The following is a 19,592-nucleotide window of genomic DNA, read 5'->3' as shown; positions in this document are numbered from 1 at the left end:
CATGTTCAGCACCACCGTCACCCGCCCGGCAACCATCGAGGATTGGCTCGTGGAGCGCGTGGCCGACTACACCGAACGCGCACCCCACCAGATCGATCCCGCGGTCCCGCTCGCCGAGCTCGGCCTGGACTCCGTGTCGGCGGTCAACCTGTGCGGCGAGATCGAGGACCAGTGGTCGCTGGAAGTGGATCCGACTCTGGTCTTCGAATACCCCACCATCGCCGACATCGCCGCTCATATCGCGGCCGAATTCGCCCTGGCCGCATGACCGACATCGCCATCGTCGGCCTCGACTGCCGATTCCCGCAGGCACCCGATCCGGCAGCGCTGTGGCAGCTGCTGATCGACGGACGCGACGTGATCACCGAGGTTCCGGCGAACCGCTGGAACGCCGACGACTTCCATGACCCGGCCGGTGCGCCCGGCACGATCAACACCCGCAGCGGCGGCTTCATCGACAATGCCGATGCGTTCGACGACGAGTTCTTCGGCATCACTCCGCGCGAGGCCGAGGCGATGGACCCGCAACAGCGGTTGCTGTTGCAGGCCACCTGGCGGGCCTTCGAGGATGCCACCCTCGACCCTCGCGGCGAGGCCGGCTCGCGGACCGGGGTCTTCGTCGGGGTGATGGCCAACGAATGGGCCAACCTGCAGATGAGCGACTATGCCGCGATCACGCCGCAGCACGGCTCGGGCAACGGGTACTTCATGACCGCCAACCGGCTGTCCTACCAGTTCGACCTGAAGGGGCCGAGCATCGCGGTCGACACTGCCTGCTCGTCCTCGCTGGTGGCGATCCATCTCGCCTGCGCGGCATTGGCTTCCGGGGAATGCGACCAGGCGATCGCCGGTGGCGTCAATCTCGTGCTCACCCCGGCCGTCGGTGTGTTCTACACCCAGGCAGGGCTCTCCGCGCCGGACGCGCGGTGCAAACCGTTCAGCGGCAACGCCGACGGAATCGTGCGCGGCGAGGGGGTAGCCGTGCTCGTGCTGCGGCCGCTCGCCGACGCGCAGGCCGCCGGCCTGCCGATCTACGCGGTGATCAAGGGCAGCGCGGTCAACTCCGACGGGCGAAGCAACGGCATCACCGCACCGAACCGCTGGGCACAGCAGCAGGTGATCGGTGCGGCGTGCGATCGGGCCGCGGTCCGGCCCGAGGACGTCGATTTCCTCGAGGCGCACGGCACCGGCACCGTGCTCGGCGACATGATCGAAGTCAAGGCGCTGGGGCAGTTGCACGGGAAGAACCGGGTGCGTCCCTGCGGAATCGGTTCGATCAAAGGCAATCTCGGCCACACCGAGGGCGCTGCCGGCGTCGCGGGCTTGATCAAGGTCGCACTCGCGCTGCACCACGGTGTGGTTCCGCCGTCGAGGTTCGCCGACCAGGAGAACCCGCGGCTGCGGATGGCGCAGCACGGCCTGCGACTGCTCGCCGAACCGATGTCGCTGGAGCGGCCCGCGTACGGCGGTGTCAGCAGCTTCGGCATCGGTGGCACGAATGCCCACATCGTGCTCGGTAGCGCACCCGAGACGGAATCTCCCTCGTTGTCCGGCGGCGGCGTGCTCACCCTGTCGTCGAACGACGCGGCAGGGCTGCGGCGCAACGCGCATCGCTTGGCCGAGTCGTTGGCAGCGGTGCCGCCGGATCACTTCGCACAGCTCTGCTGGACGAGCAATCGCGCCAAGGCGTCGGGCGCACACCGGCTCGCGATCGTCGCCGCCGACCGCGACGACGCGATCGCACGTTTGCGTGGCGACCTGGAATGCGGTGTCGCGCAAGCGATCAACGTCGGCTGGATGTTCACCGGCCAAGGCTCGCAATTCGCGGGAATGGCCAGGGCGTTGGACGCGGCGAGCCCATTGTTCCGGCGTGCCCTCGCGGTGGTCGACCACGCCATGACGGCCCACCTCGGCCGTTCGGTGCGCGATCTGCTGCTCGACCGGAGCGGCGACACTCAGCGATGGAGTGAGCGGTCGGGCATCGACACTCAGCGATGGAGTGAGCGGTCGGGCATCGACACTCAGCGATGGAGCGAGCGGTCGCGCATCGACACTCAGCGATGGAGTGAGCGGTCGCGCATTGACATCGACAGGACCGAACTCGCGCAACCGGCGATCTTCGCGATGGAGTACGCGCTCGCCAAGTCGTTTGCCGACGCCGGCGTCCGGCCCGCCTGGCTGATCGGTCACAGCATCGGCGAATTCGCGGCCGCCGCGGTGGCCGGGGTATTCGACCTGGACGACGCCTGCCGACTGGTTGTCGCGCGCGGCGCGCTGATGCAACAGCTGCCGGACAACGGCGCGATGCTCGCCGTGCGCGCGGGCACCGAACAGATCGCCGAGCTGCTCGCGGGCGAACCGGAGGTCGCGCTCGCCGCCGTCAACGGACCCGGAGAGCTCGTGCTCTCCGGTGCGGCCACGGCGCTGGGCCGGATTCGGGACGCGCTCGCCGCGCGTGCGGTGAGCACCAAGGAGCTCAACGTCTCCCACGCATTCCACAGTCCGCTGATGGCGCCGATGCTGGAGCAGTTCGAGGCGGTCGCCCGCGAATGCACCTATCGTGCTCCGGTTCTTCCGATCTACTCGACCGTGCACGGCCGCCTGCTCGACGAACACGAGGCGATGGACGCCGCCTATTGGACCGAACACGTTCGCGCCACGGTCCGCTTCGGCGATGCTGTCGAGGCCGCTCTCGGAACCGGTCCCACGCACGTGATCGAAGTCGGTCCGCGCCGCGTGCTCGCCGCTCTGGTCGGCCGGATTCGTCCCGATCTGGCAGCGCGCTGCCTGGTACCCAGTCCGGGGCCCGCCGCGACGGGCAACGAATTGGCCGAGACACTGGCCGCGCTGTACCGCGACGGATTCGACCCGAACTGGGACGAGCTCTATGAACCGGCACACCGCGTGCGCCGTCGCCTGCCGGTGTACGAGTTCTCCACCGAGCACCGGTTCTGGGTCGAACCCCCCACCCTCCCTTCGACTTCCGCCCACACCGAGGAAACCACCATGGACCAAGTGATTTCATTCTTCCGCGAGCAGAACGCGGTGCTAGCGAGCCTGGTGGCAGGCACGGGGAACAGTGTCGCGTCGCAAGCGGCCGTGCCAGCGATGGCGGCGCCGCAGTCGGTCGCCCCGCAGACGGCCCCGGGGCCTACGGCCCTCGCCCCGGACGCGGCCGCCGGTGTGGTCCGCGCGGAACTGTCCAGGGTGAGCGGATTCCCCGTCGATCGACTCCGCGACGCGCAAACACTCAGCGACGACCTCGGATTCGATTCGCTGATGCTGACCGACCTGTTCGCCGGACTCATCCGCAAGCTGCCCGGACTGAGCATCGACCCCACCTGGTTCACGCGGACGACGACGCTCGGCGACGTGATCGGTTACGTCATCGGCCAGGTCGGCGGACCCGGTTCCGGCGCGCCCGCCGTGCGCCCGGGCGCGACGGCTGCGAGCGCGTCCGAACCCAGGCCCGCCGCCGTCGAGGCGGAGTACCGGATCGCCGACTTCGCGGAGGTGAAGGCGATCGCCGACCGGCTTTCCGGCGCGGAAGCCCTCGGTCTGTCCAATCCCTACTTCCTTGTCAACGACGGGGTCACCCGAGACACCTCGGTGATCGACGGGGAACCGGTGATCAATTTCTCCAGCTACAACTACCTGGGTCTGTCCGGCCATCCGGCCGTCGTCGCGGCGGTCCAGGACGCCGTGGCGCGCTACGGCAGTTCGTGCTCGGCCAGCCGGATACTCTCCGGCGAGAAGCCGGTCCACCGCGAGTTGGAGGCCGAACTCGCCACCCTGCTCGGCACCGAGGACGCCATCGCGCTCGTAGGCGGCCACTCCACCAACGTCACGATCATCGGCCACCTGGTGGGACCGGAAGACCTCGTGATCCACGACGCGTTGGCGCACGACAGCATCCTGCAAGGCTGCAAGCTGTCGGGCGCGACGCGGCGGCCGTTCCCGCACAACGACCACGCCGCGCTCGACCGGCTGCTCACCGAGATCCGGCATCAGTACCGGCGGGTGCTGATCCTGATCGAGGGCGTGTACAGCCAGGACGGCGATATTCCCGATCTGCCCGCGATCATCGCGATCAAGAAGAAGCACAAGGCGCTGCTGATGATCGACGAGGCACACAGCGTCGGCGTGCTGGGCGAAGGCGGTGGCGGAATCGGCGAGTACTTCGATGTCGATCGCGACGATGTCGAACTGTGGTCCGGCACCATGTCGAAGGCGCTCGCCGGCTGCGGAGGCTACGTCGCGGGCAGTGCGGAGCTGATCCGCTTCTTGAAATACACGACGCCCGGATTCGTCTACAGCGTCGGTATGACGCCGATGAACGCGGCCGCCTCGGCGGCGGCGATCCGGCAGCTGCGAGCCGATCGCGAGCCGCTCGAACGTCTGCGGCGCAACGCCCGGCTGTTCCTGCGCCTGGCCCGCGAAGCGGGGATCGACACGGGCGACAGCCACGACACACCGATCATTCCGTGCATCGTGGGCGACTCGCTGAAAACGCTGAAGCTGTCCAACGCACTGCTGCGCCGAGGCGTCAACGTCAACCCGATCCTGTATCCGGCGGTACCGGAAGACCTTGCGCGCCTTCGGTTCTTCGTCACCGCCTGTCATACCGAAGACCAGATTCGCGACACCGTCAAGATCCTCGCCGAGGAACTCTCCCTGGTTTCGGAGAGTTGATCGGCGGCGTCGGCCGCGAGTATCGCCGAGCTTGCGCGGTGCGCGTCGACGCGCTGGGCCCGCTGTAGCATCTGTCGGAGATGCCATGCGCCTGGCTGGCCGAGGGCTTGTGGTTGGGCTGATGGCCGCGGGCGATGAGGGCGGATCATGCTGGCCGCAGCCCATCCGGTCCTGTCGGACCGTTTGTCCGCGCTGCGGCTGACCCGATCGCCGACGTCGTTGCCTCGGGTGTGGGCGCCTGATGAAGGTCGCTGCTGCCGACCGTAGCGACCGCATCGGAGGTACCCGGCAGCAATGATTCGCTCGATCAAGCGATCCGCGATCTCGGGGATCGCGGTAATCGGCCTCTCGTGCGCGGTTGCACCCGCTCCCGCGAGCGCGTCGGCGCCACCCACCGTGGTCGTGACCGGCGGCGAGATCTCCGGGTTCGCGGCGGAGGGAGTCGTCAAGTATCTGGGTATCCCGTTTGCCGCACCCACCGGCGGCGACGCGCGGTTCCGTGCACCTCGGCCCCCGGCACCCTGGCCGAGCGTCCGGCCTGCCCTCGACCACGGTCCGCTGTGCCCGCAGAACGGATATCTGCCCGGCACACCGCCGACCGGGCCGACCAGCGAAGACTGCCTGACCATCGACCTGTACGTGCCCGAGGACGCACGCGACAGGAATCTGCCGGTCATGGTGTTCTTCCACGGTGGCGGCTACGTCACCGGTTCCAACAGCCAATACGACGCCCCCTCCAGAATGGTCGCCGAAGGCGGCGTCATCGTTGCTGTGCCCAATTACCGTCTCGGGCCCTTCGGATTCATGTCGTTACCCGAACTGGCCGCGGAGTCGGATGGAGCCACCGGCACAGTGGGCATCCAGGACCAGCAAGCCGCCCTGCGGTGGGTGCACGACAACGCCTCCGCCTTCGGTGGCGATCCCGGCAACGTCACGATCTTCGGTGAATCGGCCGGTGGCGGAAGCGTCTGCACACACTTGGCCGCACCCGGCTCCGACGGCCTTTACCACAAGGCCATCGTCCAAAGCGGATCCTGCGCACAGTCGCCCTTGGTCCCCGGCACCCGTGCGGATGCCTTCACGCGCTCGCAGCGCTATGCCGAAAGCGTCGGATGCGGTGATCCCGCGACCCAATTGGCGTGTTTGCGGACGCTGCCCGCCGCGAAACTCCTCGATTCGCCGACCGTCCAATTCGACGGGCCGGTGCCCATCTGGGTGCCCAGCATCGACGGTGTCGTCGTCACGCGCACGCTCGACGTCGCCCTGGAAGTGGACGACCGAAAGATACCCCTGATCATCGGAAGCAACGGCGATGAAGGGGCGTTGTTCGTCGCCGAATCCGACTACGCGCGCGGTCATGCCCCGGATGCCGCAAGCTACGAACGCTACGTCCGCCAGCAATTCGGCCCCTACGCCGATCGAGTACTCGCCGAATACCCCCTCGATCGCTATCCCGCACCCGCGGCCGCTCAATCCGCGGTCATCACCGACGGACTGTTCGCCTGCCCGGCACTCTTCACCAGCCGCGTGGCCCGCGATACCGGACATCCCCTGTGGCAGTACGAATTCGACCAGGCGCCATTCGGCGACGCCAATCCGGTGCTGCCGGGCGCCTTCCATTCCGCCGAACTGCCCTACCTGTTCACCGGTCTGATGGGCGTGCCGATCCCGTGGACCGGGGCGTCCGATGCCTTCGCCCGGCAGATGCAGCGATGGTGGACCACCTTCGCCCACACCGGCGACCCGAACGGACCCGGTTTACCCGAATGGTCTGCTTGGCCCGAATCCGGTGATCAAGCCGACGGTGCGGTGCTGCTCATGCGCGCGACCGGCAGCACCATGTCCCACGACTTCGCCGCCAGGCACAGGTGCGGCTTCTGGTCCCAGCTTCCGGGCTGACTCCGGGGCACGGGATCGGCGGTCGATCACGCACCGACCCCGAGAGCCGTCAGCAACACCAAAACCACGGTCGTGACCGCGAATACGCCGTGACCCGCGACGACCGCAACGGGAAAGTGGCTCTCGGCGGTCTCCGGCGTGCCGGATGTGGCCCGTGCACGGTATCCGGGCAGCCAGCGGGCGAACATGAACAAGCCCAACAAGGCCACGGGCAGAAGGAGGATGAACGCCGTCCACGCGAGCGCGACTTCGTCGGCGAAGAGATAGATGAGCCAGACGATCAAACCGGCGACGGCGAGGATGAAGTGACCGAAGACGACCGGCGGCGGCAGCTGGGTCGTGCCGGGTTGACGGGTAGCACCTTTCGAGATCCAGGTGGCGAGCAGGACGAAACCGCCCGCCGCGGTCAGCAGCCAGGTGATCAATGCCGCGATGGCCATGACGATTCCTTTCGATCCGAACGAATAGGGATCAGCGCTGGAAGCCGGCGGCCTGGCTGGCCTCGTCGGCCACTCGGACGCCGTAGTGGTAGGCGAGCCTTCCGCCGAGGAAGCCCGATACCCCCAGCACGGCGAGACTTGCCGCGGACAGCAGCAACGGGCCGAGGGCGACCGGACCACGCGGCCCATCGCCCGCCTGTCGCCACAGGAAACCGATCGCGAAGGCGATCGTGACGGCGAGATTCAGACTCATGTGCAGCAGCCCGGTCCGGAACGCCCGGGTACCGCTCGGGATGGCCAGCAGATCCAGGAACCCGATCGCCGCCGCGGCCAGTGCACCCAGCACGCCGATCGCGATCAGCCACAGCGCGCCTTCAGCGAGGAAGTCCGGCTCGTCCACGACCAGGGAGCCGATGTCGAACACCAGGCCGGCCACCCACGCGCCGATCGGCACGGTCACCAAGATCGGATGGAACGGGTGCCCGTAGGGGCCGGCCAGCACCGCGCTCACCGGGCGCTTGGCCTGTTGCAGATCGCTGGTCACGACAACCTCCGAACTGGGCGAATGGCGCGTTGCGGTGTCGCCGCAGTGCGGCGACCGACGTCCCGGCAATACCCACTGCACCTCGGATATCACGATCGGCGTCGGCCGAGTTCGGCGGTCATCGATCAACGCGATCGTCCGAGCGTGACGGGAGCCGCCTGCGGACGGTCGGGGCGTTGATGCTCGGGCCAGGGGCCCGCCGCCTTCTTCCCGAAATCCCCTGTGTTACAGGGACATCGGAAGGAGGTGAAAACATGTCCCCTTCGGAAACCCCGCAGCGCGGGTGGCCGGAGTTCATCGCCGCATACGCTCGGGGCGGAGTGCTCGAGGCGACCGTTGTCTATCCGCGTCCACCGGAACGCTCATCTGATCGCCGCAACGGTCCTGTTACCGGCGAGGGCCGGGATGCACGACCCGGTTCTTGACGCCGAGCCTGGTGACGGGCAGTTAGAACCGGTTCATCGCACCTCGGCCGAGAAGGTCCGATGGCATGATCGTGATACCGGTCCGGGCAGCAGCGTGTGCCCCAGCGTGCCGCGGAGGCGGGACTACACTGATAGCCCCAGCAGGAGCTTAGGAGCGCACTCACGCGATGAACGAACCGGGCGACCCGACCGTGGACACGGCCGAAGGAGCGGTAGCCCGGGTGGTCGGGGCGGGCACGCCCCAAACCGCGGGGAGTTTCCGCTTCTGGTTCGGCGATCGGCGGTGGGAGTGGTCGGACGAAGTCGCCGCGATGCACGGCTACGCGCCGGGCTCGGTGACGCCGACGACGGAGTTGCTACTCGCACACAAGCATCCCGAGGATCGGGAGCACGTCGCCGAGGCGATCGAGAAGTCGGTCCGCAACGCCGAACCGTTCTGCAGCCGCCACCGCATCATCGACACCGCCGGGTCGGTACATCACGTTATCGTGCTCGGCGACACGCTGACCGACAAGAACGGCACCGTGGTCGGCACCGCGGGTTACTACATCGATCTGACCGCCACCATCGCCGAAGAACGGCAGGACCTGCTCGACGACACGCTGCCGAAACTGGTCGAGTCGCGTGCGCTGATCGAGCAGGCCAAGGGCGTGCTGATGCGCGTGTACCGGATCAACGCCGACCAGGCATTTCACGTCCTGCAATGGCGTTCGCAGGAAACCAACGTCAAGATTCGTGACCTGGCCGCGCAGATCATCGCCGAGATCGACCGGGTGCCCCCGGCGCCACCGGAGGTCCAGACCGTCTTCGACCACCTGCTGTTGACCGTCCACGAACGCGTTCCGAAGCGGTGACGCTCGGCGGTCCGATCCGGGTCGCCTGACTCGGGCGGTGCCGCGGCAGGGCGCCGACGTCGTCGCGCAGTGCGATGGCGTCGTCCACCACGGTGATCGTGGCATCGGTCGCCAGGGCGGCCACCGGCAGCGCCTCGTCGCCCAGCGCATCTCGCACGCCATGCTGTCCGCCGCCGGGGCCGATCATCGGGTTCGGGGTCGACGCCGCTGGTCGAAAACCGGAAAGATCGGTTTGTTCTGCGTTCCGCGTGGTATTGGTGGTATATATCGGAACGACAGCGTGGTCGTCCGACCCACGGGCGAGGAACCCGCGCTGCTCGACGACCAGCCGATTCGAAGCGATTCGTCGCGAACCACCGGCGCCGCGCGAACACGAGGGCCCTCCGCACCTACCGCTCAGCGCAGAGGAACGTCATCGTGATCGAGAAGCCCGAAGCGCGCGTCGCAGACGACGACGATCGAGATCCCATCGTGTGGCCCGACCCCAGCCCGTTGAGCGGTTGGTGGGCCGAGGTCATGGCCCACCGCCGCATCACCCGACCCCACATCTCGACCGCCTACCCGAGCCGCAACTGACCCGCCCGGCGAAACCCTCAGCGCGCCGGTCGGCGGGTTGCTGACGCGTTGCCCAGTCCATTGAGTGCGAGCATGAAGACGAAGGACGCGTTCTGTTCCGGACTGGCGGCCCGGCGAGTGAAGCAACGCAGCAGCAGCGCATTGGTCAGCAGATCGGCCAGGTCCGCGGCGGGCTGGTTGTCGGCGAACGTGCCGTCGCGCTGTCCGTGTTCGATCACCGGAACCAGCAGGGCGGGAAAGTTCAATTCGCTTTCCACCGAAATGAGTCCGTCCGGTTCCCCGTATGTGTCGTGGGCGACGACGGCCACCAGCGCGTCCATGAACGCGCGTTCGTCGGCGACCAGGCGTGCGAAACGCAGGAAGTGGTGCTCCACCACCGAGGCGAAGTCCTGGTCCAGCGCGATGTCGTCGGCGATGCCCTGGCCAAGCTTCTCGTGTGCCGACTTGAGCGCACCCACGATGACGTGCGCCTTGGTCGGGAAGATGCGCAGGGCCGCATCCAGCGGAACGCCCGCCTCGGCGGCGATCACCTCGATGCTCGCCATGAAGTAGCCGCGTTTGGTGAATTCGCTCCTTGCCGCGGTCAGCAGGGCGGCCCGCGGCTCGTTCGGCAGGCTGGACGGGGTGCCCCGGGGCGCCTCGATCGCCGTCATCGCGTCATCGATGTGCCCGTGCCGTTGCGCACTGTCGACGGCCACGTTGAGCACCGCGAGGATGGCGTCGGCGACCAGTTCGGCCGTCACCGCCTCCGGTTCGGCGCGGTGGCGGATGAGGAAGCCCTCCAGCAGAGCGGTCAGCACGACGCAGAAACTCTTGGCCGTGAGCGGCTTTCGCAATGTCGCGCCGCTCTGGGCGAAGAGAACCTCGAAGATCTGCAGAATCAATTCGTCGCCGCGGCGATAGGCGGAGTGCATCGTCCGCGTCGTCCGCGGGTCGGTCGGGCCGAGCGCCGTCGCCAGCAGCCTGCGCGTGCCGGCCGCGTTGTCGAAGACCTGCTCGAAATGGTCGTGCACCAGCATGCGCAGCGCTCGTCGCCGGTCGCCGCCCGCGGCTGCCAATGCCACGCGCACGTGCGTTCTGATATCGGCGGGCAGCGCAGGCGCGGTATCGACGAGCTGGTCCAGTACCGCCGCGAGGTACCGCGATTTCGTGGCGAACTTCCGGTAAAACGTGGCGTGCGAACAGTTCGCGCGATTGATCACGTCCTCGCTGCGTAGGCCGCCGTCGAGAAGCTTGCCGGGTTGCTCGATCATCAAATCGAGGCCGGTCCGCACGAGCTCGATCACGGCATGGTCGTCGGTGGAAATCGGCTACTCCTTGCCCCTGCTATGCCCCTGCGTCGCGGCACGGCGCGCGACCTGTCGATGAGTTGATCCGGTGCAGCGGCCACGCCGTTACGGCGTCGATTGAGACTCTTCGCTCTCATCCGAGTCCCGGTGGTCCGGCGCGCGGAGTGACCTGGCGGACGTCCAGCGATTACATAGTGAACGTCTATCGAATTGCCTTGAACGAGTCCGGGACTCGGCATCAGTAACAGAAGAAATGGAGCCCCCGTGGGTGTCCCAGCCGATCGCCGCGACGAGGTGAATCGCTGTCCCGAGCGTCCGTCGCTCAGCCGTCGCGAGGTCGAAGTCCTGCTCGGCTGGTTCGAGTGCGATTCGAAGGCGGAAGTCGGCCGTCGGCTCTATATTTCGCTCGGCACGGTCAATACCCACCTGTCACGTATTCGGGACAAGTACGCGGCGGTCGGCCGTCCGGCCCCGACGAAGGCCGCTCTGGTGGCACGAGCTCTACAGGACGAACTCATCAGCATCGATCAGTTGTGATCGGAGACCTCATTCCGCGCTGTTCGCGTCCCGGCGGCGCAGCCGGGCCGCGACGTCGGCAGCGGTGAGCGCCGCCGACGTGGTGGCCGCGAGGAATTCGGCCCATGAGGTCGCGGTATCGGTAAGCTCTGCCGAGCCTGTTGTCGCGCAGTGGAATTGCGCCGACGCACGCGTTCCATTCAGCTCGAAGACCACGTCCACCGAGATCCGGTGGTGGGTGACCACGCGTAGCGCGGCGATCGGATGCCCGGCGTGGTGCCCGGTGCGTACGGTCTCGATGGCGAGATCCCGCATGCTGGGTCTGCCGATTCCGACGACGTTGCCGTAACGGAAGCGCCGCGCCGACCCGAATCCCGGCTGCTCGGCCGCCGCGTGCACGGCGAGGATCAACTCGCCCAGGTCCGAGGCGGACACCATAATCGAACAGACTTCCTGACGAGTCATGACTTCACGCCTTCCGTCAAGCCGACGGCGTTGGGACTCTGTGCGTTTCAGCGACGATCGCTCGCATGCGATGCCGAGTCGATGCGAAGTGTTGCCACGGACGTTAGACCGCGGACCGGTGCGGCGGTATCGGTTGATCAGGGGATAGCCGATGCGAACGTCCCGCCGATTCGCGCAGCGCTACCCGCGCGGCGCGCACTGCGGGATGGTTGCCGGTGCCACGTCGATAGGCCAGGCGGGTCCTTCGCCGCGTCGGCAGCGGGCCGAGGACGACCCCGGCCGGGCATTCCCCCGCGCCGAATTCGGGGACCAGTGCGACACCCTGTCCTGCGGCGACCAGCGCGAGCACGGTGCCGAAGTCGTCGGCATGGTGGCGGATGCGCGGGGTGAACCCGGCCGCCTCGCAGGCTCGCACGGTCATTGTGTGGCACAGTGTGCCGGGAGTGCTTGCGATCCAAGGGCTTTCGCGGTGCGCGGCGAGCGGGTCCGTGCCGCGTGCGGCGAGGTAGACGATCTCTTCGAACAGCGGCTCGCTGTGCAGGGCGGGGTCGGCGGCGACCGGGACGTAGTCGTACTCCTGTATCAGCGCGACATCCAGCGTCTCGGCCCGCAGCGCGTCGGGTGCGAGCGCCGGATCCAGTTCGGTCACGCGCAGTTCCAGCCGGGGATGCGCGGTGCTCAGGGCGACGAGCGCGGACGAGAGAATGGTCCGCACCGCGGTGGGGAATGCTCCGATGCGCAGCGTTCCGGTCAACTCTGTCCTGGCCGTGGCCAGCTCGGCGGTGGCCTGCTCGAGCACGGCGAGAATCGTCTCCGTGTGCTCGACGAGGACCAGGGCCGCCGGGGTCAGCGTCACCCGGCGTCCGGTACGCGCCAGCAGCGGCACGCCTGCCTCGCGTTCCAGCGCGGCGAGTTGCTGCGAGACGGCGGACGGCGTGTAGGCGAGTGCCTCGGCGACGGCCGCGATGGTCTCGCGGTGTGCGAGTTCCCGCAGCAGGCGAAGCTTGCGGACATCGAGCATCAGTTGAGCTTAAGTTCTGCAATAGCAATGTGAACTGGTTCTGATGTATTCGTACGGTCAGGCTGGTGGCATGACGCTCGCAGGTCTCTTCGTACCGTTGATCACGCCGTTCGCGGCCGATGGCGTGCTGGCCGCCGACGCTCTGGAGCGACTCGCCCATGAGGTGCTCGCCGACGGTGCGACCGGGATCGTCGCGCTCGGTACCACCGGGGAACCGTCGACGCTGACGGATTCCGAACGCGCGCAAGTGATCGGCATCTGCGCGCGGGTCTGCCGGGAGCACGACGCGCCGCTGATCGTCGGTGCGGGATCGAATTCCACGACCGGCTCCCTCGAGGCTCTCGCGCGGCTCGACGCCGACCACACGGCTGCGCTCACCGTGGTCCCGTACTACAGCCGGCCTTCGGAAGCGGGGGTCATCGAACATTTCCGCAGACTCGCCGCCGCCAGCCCGGTGCCGCTGATCGTCTATCACGTCCCGTACCGGACCGGTCTTCCACTGGGCGCGGAGACCTTGCTCGAACTCGCCGATCTGCCGAACGTGATCGGCCTCAAACATGCCGTCGGCGCGATCGATGACGCCACGATCGCGCTGATGAGTGCGCGTCCGGCCGACTTCGCGGTGCTGGCGGGGGATGACCGCTTCGCGGCACCGCTGCTCGCTCTCGGCGCGTTCGGCGCGATCGCGGCCTCGGCGGTCGTGCACACCGCATCGTTCGCCGCTCTGATCGATGCCTGGCGCGCCGGACCCGTCGAGGCGGCCCGGCCGATCGGACACCGGCTCGCGCCCTTATCGGCCGCGCTGTTCGCCGAACCCAATCCGACGGTCATCAAAGCGGTGCTCGCGGCGCAGGGCCGCATTCCGAGTCCGGCGGTCCGATTGCCTCTGCTGCCTGCGAGCGACAGTGCGACACGAGCGGCCTTGACGGCGATCGCGGAATTCTCGGCACCAGGAATGGCGAATCGCTAGTGCGAACCTCGGGGAGCTGCCACGCTTAAGCGGTGACACAACCTCCGGATACCCAGGCGCCCGGGCCCGGCCCGGCGGCCGACAAACTGGACGCGGCCGTCTTCAAGGTCGCGGGCGTAGTCGTGCTCGGCGCGATCATGTCGATTCTCGACATCACCGTCGTCACCGTCGCGATCCCGACCTTCCAGCGCGAGTTCGACACGAGCTATGCCATCGCGGCGTGGACGATGACCGGCTACACCCTCGCGCTGGCCACCGTGATTCCCTTGACCGGGTGGGCCGCGGACCGGTTCGGCACCAAGCGCCTCTACATCATGGCGCTGACCTTCTTCGTGCTGGGCTCGGTGTTGTGCAGCACGGCGTGGAACATCGAGTCGCTCATCGCGTTCCGCGTGATCCAGGGCATCGGCGGCGGCATGCTGATGCCGCTGGGCATGACGATCATGACGCATGCGGCCGGTCCGCAGCGGGTCGGCCGCGTGATGGCGGTGCTCGGCGTGCCGATGCTGCTCGGCCCGATCGGCGGCCCCATCCTCGGCGGCTGGCTGATCGAGAATTTCAGCTGGCATTGGATCTTCCTGATCAACGTGCCGATCGGCGTGGTCGCGCTGGTCCTGGCGGTCATCGTGTTCCCCGGGGACCAGCCGGAGCCGTCGGAGTCGTTCGACTTCCTCGGCATGCTGCTGGCCTCGCCGGGTCTCGCGCTGTTCCTGTTCGGCGTCTCCTCCATTCCCGAGGAGGAGACCGTCATCGCGGCGAAGGTGCTGATTCCCGCCGCCATCGGCGTACTGCTGATGGTCGCCTTCGTGTTCCACGCGCTGCGCACCGAGCACCCGCTGATCGATCTGCACTTGTTCCGCAACCGCGCGCTGACTTTCGCCGTGCTCACCATGGTGCTGTTCGCGATCGCGTTCTTCGGCGCCGGTCTGCTGCTGCCCACGTATCTGCAGCAGGTGCGCGGTGAGTCGGCGCTGCAAGCCGGTCTGCTGATCGCGCCGCAGGGCATCGGCGCGATGCTCACCATGCCGGTCGCCGGTCGCCTGGTGGACAAGATCGGCCCCGGCAAGATCGTCATCTTCGGTATCACGCTGATCACGATCGGCACGGCCTACTTCGTCCAGCTCGACGCGGACAGCCCCTACCTCCCCATGATCGCCGCCTTGTTCGTGATGGGCCTCGGCATGGGCTGCACGATGATGCCGATCATGACCGCGGCCATCCAGACCCTGACCCACCAGCAGGTGGCCCGCGGCTCCACGTTGATGAACATCGTCAACCAGACCGCCGGTTCCATCGGCACGGCGACGATGTCGGTGGTGCTCACCAACCTGCTGAACAACGAGCCGCTCGCCCGTCCGGCCATCGCGGCGAACTTCGATCCCACGCTGGCGGACAAACTTCCGCCCGGTGCGGTGGAAACCGGTCTCCAGCAGGCGGCGGAGGCATTCAGCCAAACCTACATGGTGGCGCTGGTGCTCATCGTGCTGACTTTGGTCCCCGCGTTCTTCCTGCCGCGGACCAAGCCGACGAATCCGGAGGTCGCCGAGGCAGCGTCCGCGGTGCACGCGTAGCCTCATTCGTCCCGAGATCGCTTGTTCAGCAGGCGGTCTCGGGACGTTGCGGCAGATCGGCCGGTGGCGTGTCCGCATGCGGGCTCGAGATCGGCAATACCTGTTCGTTATAACAAAATTCGATGAATAGCTTTCAGGCGTAAAGGGCGGTGAAACGGTCGAGGGATCGTTGGATATCCCCTTTGGCGGCGCGGGCGACGGCCGAGCCGATCGGGCCGAACAGCGGTGGGCCGCCGAGTTCGATGTCGACGGTGACTTCCGAGCCTGAGCCCTTCGGGGCGACGAGCAGTTGCAGACCCAGTTTGGTGCCGCCCTTGCCCGCGCCGGTCAGGTGCAGCCTGCGTGGCGGTTCGGCGGCTCGCACGGTCCAGGTCACCCGGTTGCGCAGGCCCTTCACGGAGGCGATGCCGACCAGCTGAGTGCCGACGGTCAATTCGGCGGGAACGTCGCCACGCCACGCTTCGTGCATGGTCAGCCACTTGTCGAGTTCGGCGAGGTTGGACGTGTGCGCCCAGGCCTGGGCGGGGGAGATCGGGACATCGACCGAGACCTTCAGCTTTGCCATGGGCGCATGGTATCCGGTACCGGTGGTCCGCCCTTATCGGCGAACGCGGGTTCTGTCCACTGGTTTCCCGGTGCGCACGATGGCGCCGATGGCCGGTATGGGGCATCCCTTCGCCGATCACGCGGGCCTTACGCAGGGCGAACGGTGATCGAGTTACACGGCAGCCCAGCATTATTGCGCATCTATGTCGCGATCAGCGGCATCTATCGTCCCAGTTGGGAGAATCCGAAAACTGTCTGCAGTATCGGCAGAGACTTCGCTGGAATGCTGCTAATGTGCGGATGGTCGGGTTCTGGTAACCGTTCGGACACGATTCGGGCGGTCGGCGATTAAACATGTAATCGCCTGTCCTGTGGGCACTGTGCGGTAGGCGCTTCGGCGAGCGCCGGTGTCGACGCGGGGCTCCAGAGCCCCGACGCGGACCCAACCGACCGGTCCGTCCATGGTCGGCAGGCGAGGGAAGGCGAGCGAAGCAGGATGGCAGAGGGCCGATTCCTCGAGACCAGTCAACGACGAAAGAACTGATGAATCAAGATATCGCCGTGGTGCTTTCATGGATCCTCGCCGTCGCTGTGGTGATCGCCGTAGCGGGGGCGTTGTACGCAGTACAGTATGCCAAGGCTCAACGGGTCAAAGTCGAGGCTCTGACCAGGGAACAGCGCGCGACGGAGGACACGCTGGAGCGGTTCGCCGCCACCACGCTACCCGCGGTGGCCGAATCGATCCGCCGGTTCGACTCGCAAGTGCCGCCGGTCGAAGTCCAGCTGGGCATGGAGAATTCGCGACTGGCGCAATGCCTGCGCTGGATCTCCGAGCGGTACGCCGACGATCTGAGCCTGATGCGCTCGGAGACCAGGGAACAGACCAACGCCGAAGCGCAGCAGGCGATCAAAGGCGCCGAGGACGCCGCGCGTAACGAGGTCGCCGCCGCGTCACGCCAGGCGTCCAGTGCCGCGGTCCGCTCGTTCGGTACCTCCGTGGTCAGCCTCGGCGCCGACGTCAGCCAGGTGGTCAGCGCCGCGCTGCGCGAACACCGCGATGACCAGGTGTACGAAACCCTTACCCGGATCGACCACACCGTGCAGCAGATGATCCGTCAGGCGCAGTCCTACGTGATCGTCTGTGGTGGCCTGCCCGGCCGTCGCTGGCCCGCGCAGACGCTGACCGACGTGATCGGCGGCGCCATCGGCCGCGTCCGCGAATACCTGCGCGTGCGGCCGGCCCAGCTCGATCGCGTGGTGATCAGCCGTGCGGTGGAACCGCTGGTGCACACGCTGGCGACCTTGCTCGACAACGCGTTGCGGTATTCCCCGCCGACCTCCCACGTGGACGTCAGCTTCCAGGAGGGCCACCACGGCGTCACCGTGATCATCGATGACGCCGGCGTGCGGATGAACGCCGAGCAGATGGAGGAGGCACGCCAGGTTCTCGCGCACGAGCGCCCCGTCGACATCCACCAGCTCGGCCCGTCGCCGAAGGTCGGCTTCCCGGGTATCGCCGCGCTGGCGCGCCGCTACGGCTTCACCGTCTACATCGACGGCCCGAACGTCTACGGCGGCATGCGCGCGATGGTCTACATCCCGGAGTCGCTGCTGGTCACCCCGCAGAACGTCCAGGAGGTCGCGCCCGTGGTGGAGGCACAACCCGACCCGGTCACGGTTCCGGCTCCGGACGCGCCGAGCGAGCGGTCCGCCGAGGACGAGCAGTCGCCCGCGGTGCACGAGATCACCAGCGGCGGCCTACCGAAGCGACGCCGCCGAACGGTCGCGTTGGCCCCGGTCGGGCCGCGCACCGAACCCGGTCTCGCTCGCCCCGAGATCGCCGCAGCTTGGCAGACGGGTTCCAAGAGCGGCCGCGCCGCCGCATCCGATGACACGGAAGGGATGACATCCTGATGGCCACACCCATGACCGACAGCAGCAACAAACTGGGCTGGCTACTCGAAGATCTCAGTATCGCCGGGGTCAGATTCGCGGTATTGCTGTCCGAGGACGGCCTGCGGATCGCGCACTCCACGGGGATCACCCGCGACGAGTCGGAACGTTTCGCCGCCGCCGCCTCCGGCCTGCGCTCGCTCGGCAAGGCGCTGGGCGAGTTCTGCGGTGATGCCACCAACGGTGTGCGGCAGAACATCACCGAGTACGACCAGGGAATGATCCTGATCACCGCCGCGGGGGAGGGCGCGCTACTCGGCGTCGCGACCACCAACGACATCGATGTGGCCCTCATCGCGCACCGGATGAACGAGCTGGCAGGCCGGGTCGGACGCGAGCTCGGCAGCCAGCCGCGCAGGCGCGTAGACGGCGGCGAAATGCCATGATCGAGTGCGGCGAGCGAGTCACCGGCACCGCGCCGCTGGGCAGTACGGACCCGGGTAACGGCGAGGTACCGTCATGAGTAAGCCGCGGCGCGATCCGGACCTGGTCCGGGCTTACGTGCGCACCGGAGGACGCACCCGTCCCACTCGCGAGCTGGACCTGGTCACTTTGGTCCTGACCGCCAAAGATCCACTCCCCGGCGCGTCGCCCGATGCGCGCCGGGTCATGGCCCTGTGCAGTCGTCGGGGTGCGCTGTCGATCGCCGAGATCGCTGCGTACCTCGACCTGCCGCCATCCGTTGTCAAGATCGTCGCGTCCGACCTGATGGACGGCGGACATCTGGTCACTCCAACCCCGGCCGAGTCCCTGCCGGAGATCGCTCTGCTGGAGGAGGTACTCAATGGGCTCCGTGCTCTCGCCGTCTGATCGCTCCGTCGACTACGTGCCCGAGACCGTGACGCGGTCGGTGAAACTGTTGGTCGCGGGCAATTTCGGTGTCGGCAAGACCACGTTCGTGAGCAGCGTCTCGGAGATCAAGCCGCTGCGCACGGAGGAGACCATCACCGAAGCCAGTGTCGGCGTCGACGACATGGCCGGGCTGCCCGGCAAGTCGCAGACCACCGTCGCGATGGACTTCGGCCGCATCACCCTCAGCCCCAAACTCGCGCTCTATCTGTTCGGCACGCCGGGCCAGCAGCGTTTCGTCCCCTTGTGGGAGGAGCTGGCCCGCGGTGCCCTCGGCGCGCTGGTGCTGGTCGACACCCGCCGCATCGAGAAGTCCGACGAAGTTCTCTCGGTGCTCGAAGAACGCGGTGTCCCGTATTCGGTGGCGGTCAACCAGTTCGAAGGCTCACGGCATTACCCGCTCGACGAGGTGCGCGATGCCCTCGACCTGGAACCCGGCACACCGCTGACGTCGCTGGACGCGCGGGACCGTGGCACCTGCCTGCGTTCGCTGATCACGCTCGTCGAATTCTTGTTCCACCGTTTGGAGTCTCGTCTTTGACCATGCCCCAGTCCTCGTCGAGGCTCACCACCCGTATGGCGGCAGGTGGCTGTCCGGTCGCGCACGGATCGCCGATCGACACCGATGGCCCCCGCATCTCCAGTGGACACTCCGAACTGCCGGTGTTCCTGGCGGCGGAGCGGTAGTCCCGACCGGCCGGCATCGAATTACGCACCGCGACCACGAACCTCGCTGACATGACGTGCCAGACCGAAACCCGCGTAACCCCGGTGGGAGACGCGGGTGCGGGTCTGTTACCCGGGCGCGGGAGTGAAGGCAGCGTCTCGACCCGTATTGCTGTTCTGGGCGCGAGATATGCTGTGTCCCAGGCGAATGCGTCATCAGGCCGGATCCACCACATCGACCACTTCGATGCACGTGACCGAGGCACGTGCCGCGCGCTTTCCGACCATGCTCGTCGAACGTTCTGTCCCCGTTTTG

Annotated in this window: 19 protein-coding genes; 13 read left to right on the top strand and 6 right to left on the bottom strand. The window is 67.4% G+C overall.

The window, feature by feature from the left end; translation table 11 throughout:
• Nucleotide 1: 1 nt before the first annotated feature.
• The 3 genes from NA4_RS06370 (at nucleotide 2) to NA4_RS06360 (ending at nucleotide 6,591) form a co-directional block, all read left to right on the top strand.
• Nucleotides 2–268, top strand: coding sequence for an acyl carrier protein (locus tag NA4_RS06370; protein ID WP_067465314.1), 267 nt, complete (start codon nucleotides 2–4; stop codon nucleotides 266–268).
• Nucleotides 265–4,692, top strand: a complete 4,428-nt coding sequence (locus NA4_RS06365; protein ID WP_067465311.1) for a type I polyketide synthase — start codon at nucleotides 265–267, stop codon at nucleotides 4,690–4,692. The genes NA4_RS06370 and NA4_RS06365 overlap by 4 nt, the downstream gene beginning before the upstream one ends.
• 294 nt (nucleotides 4,693–4,986) lie before the next feature.
• Nucleotides 4,987–6,591, top strand: coding sequence for a carboxylesterase/lipase family protein (locus tag NA4_RS06360; RefSeq protein ID WP_067465308.1), 1,605 nt, complete (start codon nucleotides 4,987–4,989; stop codon nucleotides 6,589–6,591).
• A gap of 26 nt (nucleotides 6,592–6,617) precedes the next feature.
• Here the strand turns inward: NA4_RS06360 and NA4_RS06355 are convergent, their stop codons facing one another.
• Entirely contained in the window at nucleotides 6,618–7,031 is a 414-nt protein-coding gene (locus NA4_RS06355; RefSeq protein ID WP_067465305.1) for a hypothetical protein, read from the bottom strand.
• 31 nt (nucleotides 7,032–7,062) lie between these two features.
• On the bottom strand, nucleotides 7,063–7,575 hold the full coding sequence (locus NA4_RS06350; protein ID WP_067465435.1) for a DUF2231 domain-containing protein: 513 nt from the start codon (nucleotides 7,573–7,575) through the stop codon (nucleotides 7,063–7,065).
• A 254-nt stretch (nucleotides 7,576–7,829) separates the two neighbouring features.
• Between NA4_RS06350 and NA4_RS40105 the strand changes: the two genes are divergently transcribed.
• The 3 genes from NA4_RS40105 to NA4_RS40100 all read left to right on the top strand — a co-directional run bounded on the left by NA4_RS40105 (nucleotide 7,830) and on the right by NA4_RS40100 (nucleotide 9,430).
• Entirely contained in the window at nucleotides 7,830–8,000 is a 171-nt protein-coding gene (locus NA4_RS40105) for a hypothetical protein (RefSeq protein ID WP_157128840.1), read from the top strand.
• A 167-nt stretch (nucleotides 8,001–8,167) separates the two neighbouring features.
• Nucleotides 8,168–8,854, top strand: a complete 687-nt coding sequence (locus tag NA4_RS06345) for a PAS and ANTAR domain-containing protein (protein WP_067465301.1) — start codon at nucleotides 8,168–8,170, stop codon at nucleotides 8,852–8,854.
• A 417-nt stretch (nucleotides 8,855–9,271) separates the two neighbouring features.
• A complete protein-coding gene (locus NA4_RS40100) occupies nucleotides 9,272–9,430 on the top strand; it encodes a hypothetical protein (RefSeq protein ID WP_157128839.1) in 159 nt (52 codons plus the stop codon).
• Nucleotides 9,431–9,447: 17 nt separating this feature from the next.
• On the opposite strand, the gene NA4_RS06335 is transcribed toward NA4_RS40100, so the two are convergent.
• Nucleotides 9,448–10,716, bottom strand: a complete 1,269-nt coding sequence (locus NA4_RS06335) for a TetR/AcrR family transcriptional regulator (RefSeq protein WP_245671145.1) — start codon at nucleotides 10,714–10,716, stop codon at nucleotides 9,448–9,450.
• 267 nt (nucleotides 10,717–10,983) lie between these two features.
• Here NA4_RS06335 and NA4_RS06330 point away from each other — a divergent pair, with 267 nt between their 5' ends.
• The gene (locus NA4_RS06330) at nucleotides 10,984–11,256 is read left to right on the top strand and encodes a LuxR C-terminal-related transcriptional regulator (protein WP_067465295.1); all 273 of its coding nucleotides are present in this window, start codon (nucleotides 10,984–10,986) and stop codon (nucleotides 11,254–11,256) included.
• Nucleotides 11,257–11,265: 9 nt separating this feature from the next.
• Here the strand turns inward: NA4_RS06330 and NA4_RS06325 are convergent, their stop codons facing one another.
• Together NA4_RS06325 and NA4_RS06320 are read right to left on the bottom strand one after the other, a co-directional pair.
• Nucleotides 11,266–11,700 carry a hypothetical protein gene (locus NA4_RS06325; RefSeq protein ID WP_157128838.1) on the bottom strand — a complete coding sequence of 145 codons (435 nt, stop codon included), beginning with the start codon at nucleotides 11,698–11,700 and terminating at the stop codon, nucleotides 11,266–11,268.
• A 103-nt stretch (nucleotides 11,701–11,803) separates the two neighbouring features.
• Entirely contained in the window at nucleotides 11,804–12,721 is a 918-nt protein-coding gene (locus NA4_RS06320; RefSeq protein ID WP_067465289.1) for a LysR family transcriptional regulator, read from the bottom strand.
• A gap of 70 nt (nucleotides 12,722–12,791) precedes the next feature.
• Here NA4_RS06320 and dapA point away from each other — a divergent pair, with 70 nt between their 5' ends.
• Nucleotides 12,792–13,691, top strand: coding sequence for a 4-hydroxy-tetrahydrodipicolinate synthase (dapA, locus tag NA4_RS06315; protein WP_067465286.1), 900 nt, complete (start codon nucleotides 12,792–12,794; stop codon nucleotides 13,689–13,691).
• A 32-nt stretch (nucleotides 13,692–13,723) separates the two neighbouring features.
• On the top strand, nucleotides 13,724–15,262 hold the full coding sequence (locus tag NA4_RS06310) for a DHA2 family efflux MFS transporter permease subunit (protein ID WP_067465282.1): 1,539 nt from the start codon (nucleotides 13,724–13,726) through the stop codon (nucleotides 15,260–15,262).
• Nucleotides 15,263–15,395: 133 nt separating this feature from the next.
• Here the strand turns inward: NA4_RS06310 and NA4_RS06305 are convergent, their stop codons facing one another.
• Nucleotides 15,396–15,827, bottom strand: coding sequence for a type II toxin-antitoxin system Rv0910 family toxin (locus tag NA4_RS06305; protein WP_067465279.1), 432 nt, complete (start codon nucleotides 15,825–15,827; stop codon nucleotides 15,396–15,398).
• 524 nt (nucleotides 15,828–16,351) lie between these two features.
• Between NA4_RS06305 and NA4_RS06300 the strand changes: the two genes are divergently transcribed.
• From NA4_RS06300 to NA4_RS06285, 4 genes are all read left to right on the top strand, one after another.
• Nucleotides 16,352–17,722 (top strand): ATP-binding protein, encoded by a 1,371-nt coding sequence (locus NA4_RS06300; RefSeq protein WP_067465276.1) that lies wholly within the window; start codon nucleotides 16,352–16,354, stop codon nucleotides 17,720–17,722.
• Nucleotides 17,722–18,147, top strand: a complete 426-nt coding sequence (locus NA4_RS06295; RefSeq protein WP_067465273.1) for a roadblock/LC7 domain-containing protein — start codon at nucleotides 17,722–17,724, stop codon at nucleotides 18,145–18,147. Before NA4_RS06300 ends, NA4_RS06295 begins: the two co-directional genes overlap by 1 nt.
• 73 nt (nucleotides 18,148–18,220) lie before the next feature.
• Nucleotides 18,221–18,571, top strand: coding sequence for a DUF742 domain-containing protein (locus NA4_RS06290; protein ID WP_039805398.1), 351 nt, complete (start codon nucleotides 18,221–18,223; stop codon nucleotides 18,569–18,571).
• Complete coding sequence (locus NA4_RS06285; protein ID WP_067465270.1) at nucleotides 18,546–19,151, top strand: GTP-binding protein; 606 nt, start codon at nucleotides 18,546–18,548, stop codon at nucleotides 19,149–19,151. The genes NA4_RS06290 and NA4_RS06285 overlap by 26 nt, the downstream gene beginning before the upstream one ends.
• The last annotated feature ends 441 nt before the right edge of the window (nucleotides 19,152–19,592 follow it).

This window comes from Nocardia amamiensis NBRC 102102 (assembly GCF_001612745.1).
Lineage (GTDB): Bacteria > Actinomycetota > Actinomycetes > Mycobacteriales > Mycobacteriaceae > Nocardia > Nocardia amamiensis.
Note: the sequence above shows the minus strand (reverse complement) of the source record. Positions and strands in the feature narration are given on the sequence as shown.

Excerpts from the sequence above, each read along its gene's own strand:
- NA4_RS06325 (WP_157128838.1), bottom strand. The coding sequence starts at position 11,700 with ATGACTCGTCAGGAAGTCTGTTCGATTATGGTGTCCGCCTCGGACCTG.
- NA4_RS06290 (WP_039805398.1), top strand. The coding sequence starts at position 18,221 with ATGAGTAAGCCGCGGCGCGATCCGGACCTGGTCCGGGCTTACGTGCGC.
- NA4_RS06320 (WP_067465289.1), bottom strand. The coding sequence starts at position 12,721 with ATGCTCGATGTCCGCAAGCTTCGCCTGCTGCGGGAACTCGCACACCGC.
- NA4_RS06365 (WP_067465311.1), top strand. The coding sequence starts at position 265 with ATGACCGACATCGCCATCGTCGGCCTCGACTGCCGATTCCCGCAGGCA.
- NA4_RS06360 (WP_067465308.1), top strand. The coding sequence starts at position 4,987 with ATGATTCGCTCGATCAAGCGATCCGCGATCTCGGGGATCGCGGTAATC.
- NA4_RS06345 (WP_067465301.1), top strand. The coding sequence starts at position 8,168 with ATGAACGAACCGGGCGACCCGACCGTGGACACGGCCGAAGGAGCGGTA.
- NA4_RS06370 (WP_067465314.1), top strand. The coding sequence starts at position 2 with ATGTTCAGCACCACCGTCACCCGCCCGGCAACCATCGAGGATTGGCTC.
- NA4_RS06295 (WP_067465273.1), top strand. The coding sequence starts at position 17,722 with ATGGCCACACCCATGACCGACAGCAGCAACAAACTGGGCTGGCTACTC.
- dapA (WP_067465286.1), top strand. The coding sequence starts at position 12,792 with ATGACGCTCGCAGGTCTCTTCGTACCGTTGATCACGCCGTTCGCGGCC.
- NA4_RS06355 (WP_067465305.1), bottom strand. The coding sequence starts at position 7,031 with ATGGCCATCGCGGCATTGATCACCTGGCTGCTGACCGCGGCGGGCGGT.
- NA4_RS06285 (WP_067465270.1), top strand. The coding sequence starts at position 18,546 with ATGGGCTCCGTGCTCTCGCCGTCTGATCGCTCCGTCGACTACGTGCCC.
- NA4_RS06300 (WP_067465276.1), top strand. The coding sequence starts at position 16,352 with ATGAATCAAGATATCGCCGTGGTGCTTTCATGGATCCTCGCCGTCGCT.
- NA4_RS06305 (WP_067465279.1), bottom strand. The coding sequence starts at position 15,827 with ATGGCAAAGCTGAAGGTCTCGGTCGATGTCCCGATCTCCCCCGCCCAG.
- NA4_RS40105 (WP_157128840.1), top strand. The coding sequence starts at position 7,830 with ATGTCCCCTTCGGAAACCCCGCAGCGCGGGTGGCCGGAGTTCATCGCC.